The organism is Chloroflexota bacterium, assembly GCA_014360805.1.
In the GTDB taxonomy this organism is placed as follows: domain Bacteria; phylum Chloroflexota; class Anaerolineae; order DTLA01; family DTLA01; genus DTLA01.
On record JACIWU010000117.1, the window covers coordinates 1 to 6,754 of the forward strand.

Genomic DNA, 6,754 nt, shown 5'->3' on the forward strand with positions numbered 1-6,754 from the left:
CCCCCCGCCGTGTGCGTGGAGCAAATTGGCAATTTGCTCCACACGGGTGGGGGTGAATTGCCGCATGGCCGCGCGGGGGCTAACCCCAGCCCGCAGGGCTTTGCGCCCTCACCCCGACCCCATTCGCGTGAATTCGCGCGATTCGCGTTACAGTTCCACGGCATTGCTTCGCGTGCCGTGGCGTCCGGGGGCGGGGCCTACGGTTCGCGGTCCAGCACTTCGCGCACCTTGCCGAGCAGTTCGCGCACCGTGAACGGCTTCTGCAGGAAGACCCCCTTTACCTCCGACGCCTGGCGCATCATGATGGTGTCGGAGTAGCCCGACGTGTACAGCACGCGCACATCGGGACGAAGGGCCGCCACGCGCCGCGCCAGTTCCTGCCCGCTCATCTGGGGCATGACCACGTCGGTCAATAGGAGGTGCACGGGGCCGTCGTACTCGGCGCACAGGCCAAGCGCCCGCTCGCCGTCCTTTGCCTCCAGGACGGTGTACCCCTGGTTGCGCAGGATTCGCGCGGCGACCTCGCGCACGATGTCCTCGTCTTCCACCAGGAGGATGGTCTCGCTGCCGCCCCGCGGGAGTCCGCGCTCGTCCGGACCTGCCTCGTAGGCCGCGCCTGGGACGCTGGGCAGGTAGATTTCAAAGCGGGTCCCCTGGCTGGGCTGGCTCTCCACGAAGATATGGCCCTCGTTCTGCCGCACGATGCCGTACACGACCGACAGCCCCAGCCCCGTCCCGCGGCCCACCTCCTTCGTGGTGAAGAATGGCTCAAAGATGCGGTCCTGGATTTCGGGCGGGATGCCCACCCCCGTGTCGGAAACGGCCATCAGGACGTACTCGCCTGGGGTTACTTCGGGGTGTTGCTGCTGGAAACTCTCGCCCAGGATGACGTTGGCCGTCTCAATGGTGAGGCGCCCGCCTGTGGGCATGGCGTCGCGGGCGTTGGCGGCCAGGTTGACCAGCACCTGCCCGATGTGGCCGGGGTCGGCGCGGACGGCGGCCAGGTCGCCTTCCAGCGACAGGCGCAGTTCAATATCCTCGCCGATGAGCCGCTGGAGCATTCGGCTGGTGTCGGTGATGACGGTGTTGAGGTTAATGACGCGCGGCTCTACCATCTGGCGACGGCTGAAGGCCAACAGTTGGCTCGTGAGGGCGGCGGCGCGCTGGCCGGCCTTCTGAATCTCGCGCACCTCCTCGGCGCGCTCATCATCCGGCTCCAGCGCATCCAACAGGAACGCCGCATTGCCCAGGATGGCCGTCAGGAGGTTGTTGAAGTCGTGGGCTACCCCGCCCGCCAGCGTGCCGATGGCCTCCATCTTCTGCGACTGGCGCAGTTGCTCTTCCAGGCGCTTGTACTCGGTGATGTCCCGATTCGTGGACAGCATCCACCTGCGGCCCGCGATCTCCACCATCTGGGCCGAGATGAGCACGTGGCGGATGGTACCGTCCTTGCGGCGGATTTGCACCTCCATCCCGCTGACGATGCCCCGCTCGCGAAGTCGCCGCACCAATTCGGCGCGCGCCTCGGGATCCGCCCACGTGCCGAGTTCCAGTGAAGATTTCCCGATGAGTTCCTCGCGGGTGTAGCCCGTCAGCAGCAGGTACCCATCGTTGACCTCCAGGTGCGTGCCGGTGTCCAGGTCGCTGATGACGATGCCGTCGGTGCTGGTGTGGAAGATGGTGCGGAACTTCTCTTCGCTGAGGCGCAGTTCCTCCTCGGCGCGCTTGCGCTCAATGGCCGAGGCCACATTGTCGGCGACGAAGGCCAGGAGTTCCAGGTCGCGCGGCGAGTACAGGGCATCCTTGTGATAACTCTGGACGGCGACGACGCCGATGACGCCGCGATTGGTCCGAAGGGGAGCGCCCATCCACACCAGCGAGGGCGTGCCGATGACCTCTATTTCGCCCTCGCGCACCAGCCGCTCGTTGGTGGCGGCGTCCACGAACAGCGGCTTGCCGGTGCGGCGCACGTAGTCGGTTACGCTCTTGTGCAGGTCCTGCGCGGGCAGGGTCTCCAGCCGATCGTACTCGTCGCGGTAGAAGGGGAAGGAGTACAGGTCGGTTTGGGGGTCGTACAGGGCCACGTAGAAATTGGTAACATCCATCAGGGTGCCCAGTTGCTGGTGGATGGCAAGGAGGAGTTCTTCCAGCGTGGCGGCGGTGGCGGCGGCCTGGGCGATGCGCAGGAGCACGCCCTGGACGCGCTCGGCCCGCTTGCGTTCGCTGATGTCGCGGACGATGGCCTGGATGAGCACCTCGCCGGCCAACTCAATGGCGTTGAGGCTGACCTCGGCGTCAAAGGGCGTGCCGTCCAGCCGCGTGTGGGTCCATTCAAAGAACTGCGGCTGGCCCGCCAGCGCCGCGCGAATCCGCTCCAGCGCCGCCGTGCGCGAGTCGCGGCCATCGGGCTGGAAGGGCGGCGAAAACTGATAGGGCGGCTGGCCGATGATGTCCTCCCGAGCGCACCCGAACATCTCCAGCGTGCGCGGGTTGCAGTCAATGAACCGATCTTCGCGCATGAGGAAGATGGCATCCTTGGCCGCCTCGTACAGGGTGCGATAGCGTTCCTCGCTGTCGCGGAGGATGGCCTCGGCGCGGGTGCGCTCGGCCAGTTCGCGGCGCACCTCGCTGTACAGGCGGGCGTTTTCCAGCGCGATGGAGGCGAGGCGTGCGAAGAGGGTGAATTGTTCTATCTCTTCTTGCGTGAACGGCGGCGCCGACACAGGGCGCGACAGCCCCAGGATGCCGATGACTTCCTGGCCCGACTTCAGCGGCACGCCCATCGCCGGCCCCGCGGGGTCCTTCTCGTAGTAGGACGAGCGCCCCGGCCACGAGTGGTAATGATCCACGATGAGGGGCTGGCCCGTCGCCCACGCCTTGCCCGCGAGACCCTCTCCGCGCTTCATGCGGCGGCCCACGAACTTACGGTAGCCGCCTTCGCCCACGCTGGCCACGATCTCGTCGCGCTCCTTGTCCACCGTGTACAGCCAGCCGTAACTGGCCCCGATGAGGTCCATGGCCTGCTTGACGAGGACCTGCAGCGCGTCTTCCAGGTGCAGCCCCGCCATGATGGAGAGTGAGGTCTCGTGCAGGGCGGCCAGGTAGGCATTGCGGCGGCGTAGTTCCTCCTCGGCGCGCTTGCGCTCGGAGATGTCGTAGGCGGTGCCCATGGCGGCGGGCTTTCCCTCAAACTCCACCACCGCCGCGGCGAAATCCACCCAGCGCTCCTCGCCGCTCTTGGTAACGATCTTGAATTCGTAGCGGGGGGGAACTTCGCTCCCCGTCTGCCTGGCCAGCCCGCGCTGGCGCACCATCTCGCGGTGATCGGGGTGCACCAGTTCCCAGAAGCGGATGTTGGCCAATTCGCGGCGCTTGTAGCCGGTGAGGGTGGTGCACGCCGGGTTGGCGTACCGGAAGTGTTCGCCCTGGTAGATGAACACCGCCGCGGGCAGCGTTTCGGCCAGGGTGCGGAAGGCGGCCTCGCTTTGCCGCAGCGCCCGCTCTGCCAGGGCGCGCTCGGTGATGTCGCGGAAGATCACCAGCCGCCCCGCCGGCGTTGCCGGCTGATCGGGCCCCGGCACCATGCTCACGGCATACCGCCGTTGGGCCGCACCCTCGCCCAGGAGGACTTCCGCCTCGGTGGTCGTGCCATCTTGCAGCGCGGCGAGGATCTCACCCCAGCGCGGGACGAGCGCCTCCACTGGGTGGCCCAGCGTCGCCGAAGCCTGCCAGCCCAGGATGCGTTCGCCTGCACGATTCAGGTGTCGGATGCAGCCCTCCGCGTCCAGTATGAGGAGCGCATCGCCGAAACTCGGGGGCGCGGTGGGGATTTCAAAGGGCGCGGGTGCCAGCAACCGGAAGCGGAAGATGGCGAAAGCGAACAGCGCGGCGGAAACCGTGAACGCGAAGGGGGCCAGGTTCAGGCCGGGCACAGGGCCGGCGCCGAGCAGGTAGATCGCGCCCGGAATCACGGGCAGGGCCACTCCGATGCCCAGGAGGCCCATCTGGCGGCGGCGCAGCGAGGTGGATTCGGCGTAGGCTTTGACCATCAGCGCGGCGCTGGCGGCAAGGGCGACCAAACCATACGCGGAGAACACCCAGAACCACGCCCCGTGCCGCAAGACCAACACGGTGAGGCCCCCTGTCGTGCGCAACGTATGTCCTGACCAGATGAGGCCGTGTACGTCGTTGGTGAGGGCCAGGAGCGTGGTCAACGCCGGTACGACCGCCAGGGCGAGCATCCTTCGCCGCGAAAGCCACCCGCCCCGTCCGGTATAGTGAACGATGAACGCCAGGAGCAGCGGGTACACGTAGGGGAGCGCCAGGTACTCCAACTTCAGCCAAAGCAACTTGGTGGAGGCTTGCGGCGCCAGCAGCTCCAGCGCGTAGCCCAGCGACCAGATTGCGACACACGCGGCCAGGAGGCCGAACGCGATGGCGTAGCCTGTGCGCGGTCGCCACCTGAACGCGTACAGGCTCAGGCCCGCCGCGATGGCCGCCGCGAGGAATAGTGGGACAACATAGGCCGTGTGCGTGTCGTACATGCATTCTCCAACGGCGATGGCGAGCGCGTCCTCCGTCCATCGCCGGCATTCGCTTTCGCTCCATTATAGTCGCGTCCAGGCCGCACGTGCAAAACGCGCATTCGGGTTGCGGGCGTGGAGTTGTAACCACGAATGACGCGAATCCACGCGAATGGGGAACGTGCGTGGAGAACGTGCGATGCACCTCCGAGGTGCGTCGCACGTTGGGGGTTGTAACCACGAATCGCGCGAATCCGCGCGAAGGAAGAACAGACCCGGAAGGAATTGCTTCGTCGCTATTCATCCCCCTGGGAAAACTCCGGGTACAGCCGTTTCATGCAGTCGGGGCAGATGCTGTGGGTGAATTCCACCTCGGTGTGGTCGCGCACATACTCTTCCACCTGCCGCCAGTAGCCCTGGTCGTCGCGAATCCTCTTGCACGAGGCGCAAATGGGCAACAACCCGCTGAGCGTCCTCACCTCGGACAGTGCCTTCTGCAACTCGCCGATGAGGCGCTCGCGTTCCTCCTCGGCGCGCTTGCGCTGCGTGATGTCCACCAGGCTTCCCTCGTAGTGCTGCACGTTGCCTTCGGCGTCGCGCACCGCGTAGACGTTGTCCTGCGCCCAGATGGTGGAGCCATCGGCGCGGCGCAACTGCAACTCAATGCCGCGGACGGCTCCCTGTTGCTCCAGCAGGGCACGTTCGCGCTCGCGCTGTTCGGGCGCGATGTGCACGGAGGCTGTGTTTACCTTGAGCAGGGATTCTACGTCGGGGTAGCCGAGCATGTGCGCCAGGGCGGGGTTGGCGTCTATCACGCTGCCGTCGGGTCGCGTGCGGTAGAGGCCCACCGGCACGCGGTCAAACAGGTCGCGGTAGCGGCGATGGGCGGCCTCCAGTGCTTCCAGCGTCCGGTTCACCGTCCGGCCCACGACAGCGAGTTCATCCCGTCCTTTCGCATCCACCCTCTGGGCGAAGTCGCTGCTGGCGCCGATATTGCCGATGGCGGCGCTGAGGTGGGCCAGCGGGGTCAGCACGGACTTTTGCAGCAGCGCTAGGATCACCGCCCCAAACAGCAGAACGAGCGCCACAACGCCCGCCAGCAGGTACCGGGTCGCGATCAGCCCCTGCATGTACGAATCGCGGGGAATCTGCACGCGGAGCGCCAACACCGGCGCGCCGTAGATGTCCTGCACCAGCGCATAGCCGGCCATGCGCTCCTCGTCCACCACCTGTGTAACGGTCGGAGTCTGCGGCGACAGCGCGGCGCGCACGCGCTCTACATCCGCCTGCGCGCCCTGCTCGTCCAGCCGCACCGCCGACAGCGCCAGCAGCGCCCTCTGCGCCATGCCTTGTATCTCGCCTTCGGTCAGGTAGCGGCCCATGATGAGCGAGCCCCGCGCAGGCCCTTCGTCCATGCTGGTCAGGATAGGGCTGGATGCCACCAGGACGGGGACTTCCGGCAGCATGAGGACGCCAGCCAGGACGCCGTCGCCGTCGTGGCGCAAGAGGGGGCTATCGGCGCCGAGGTGGGCCAGCAGGCTTGCGGGTACGGGCGCTTCCTCCACATTGTCCAGGTCAAACGCGCGGGCCTCCACGATTTGCCCCGATGCGTCCAGGAAGACCATCAGGTTGAGCCGCAATGCGGTGAAGGTCCCTTCCACCAAGTTGGACTGCACGTAATCTGGGTTGGCGCCCTGGACGAAGGCATAGGTGTCGTCCCAGGCAGCCCAATCCTCGGTTATTGCGCCCAGGTTGCTGAGGTCGGCTTCCAGCATCGCCAGGGCTTGCTGTGCGCCGCGGCGGGCCTGCGCCGCGTCGTGGTGGCTGAACTCGCGCAGCAGCGTCGTCCGCAGGATGGCATAGAGGACGAGAACGAGGGAAACGAACATCAGAGCAATGATAACGATGGTTTTTTGCCGCAGGGTCATGCTATGACCTCCAGAGACTTCGGGGGGAGGTTCGGCCCGATTATACGCCCGATGCGGCAAAAGGGGCAAAAACGGGCGCCGCCGCATCCACGAGCGGCGCGAATCCGCGCGAATGTAGACACGTAGGGCGGCTTTCCATAGCCGCCGAAAGCAGTTGGGAGCCGCACGTTGGGAGTTGTAACCACGAATGACGCGAATCCACGCGAATGGGGAACGTGCGTGGAGAACGTGCGATGCACCTCCGAGGTGCGTCGCACGTTGGGAGTTGTAAACGCGGATAACGCGAATCCGCGCGAATGTAGA

Annotated in this window: 2 protein-coding genes; both read right to left on the reverse strand. The window is 66.2% G+C overall.

The window, feature by feature from the left end:
• Positions 1-197: 197 nt before the first annotated feature.
• The gene (locus H5T65_13390; protein MBC7260223.1) at positions 198-4,544 is read right to left on the reverse strand and encodes a PAS domain S-box protein; all 4,347 of its coding nucleotides are present in this window, start codon (positions 4,542-4,544) and stop codon (positions 198-200) included.
• A 275-nt stretch (positions 4,545-4,819) separates the two neighbouring features.
• Positions 4,820-6,451, reverse strand: a complete 1,632-nt coding sequence (locus tag H5T65_13395; protein ID MBC7260224.1) for a PAS domain S-box protein — start codon at positions 6,449-6,451, stop codon at positions 4,820-4,822.
• Positions 6,452-6,754: the final 303 nt, after the last annotated feature.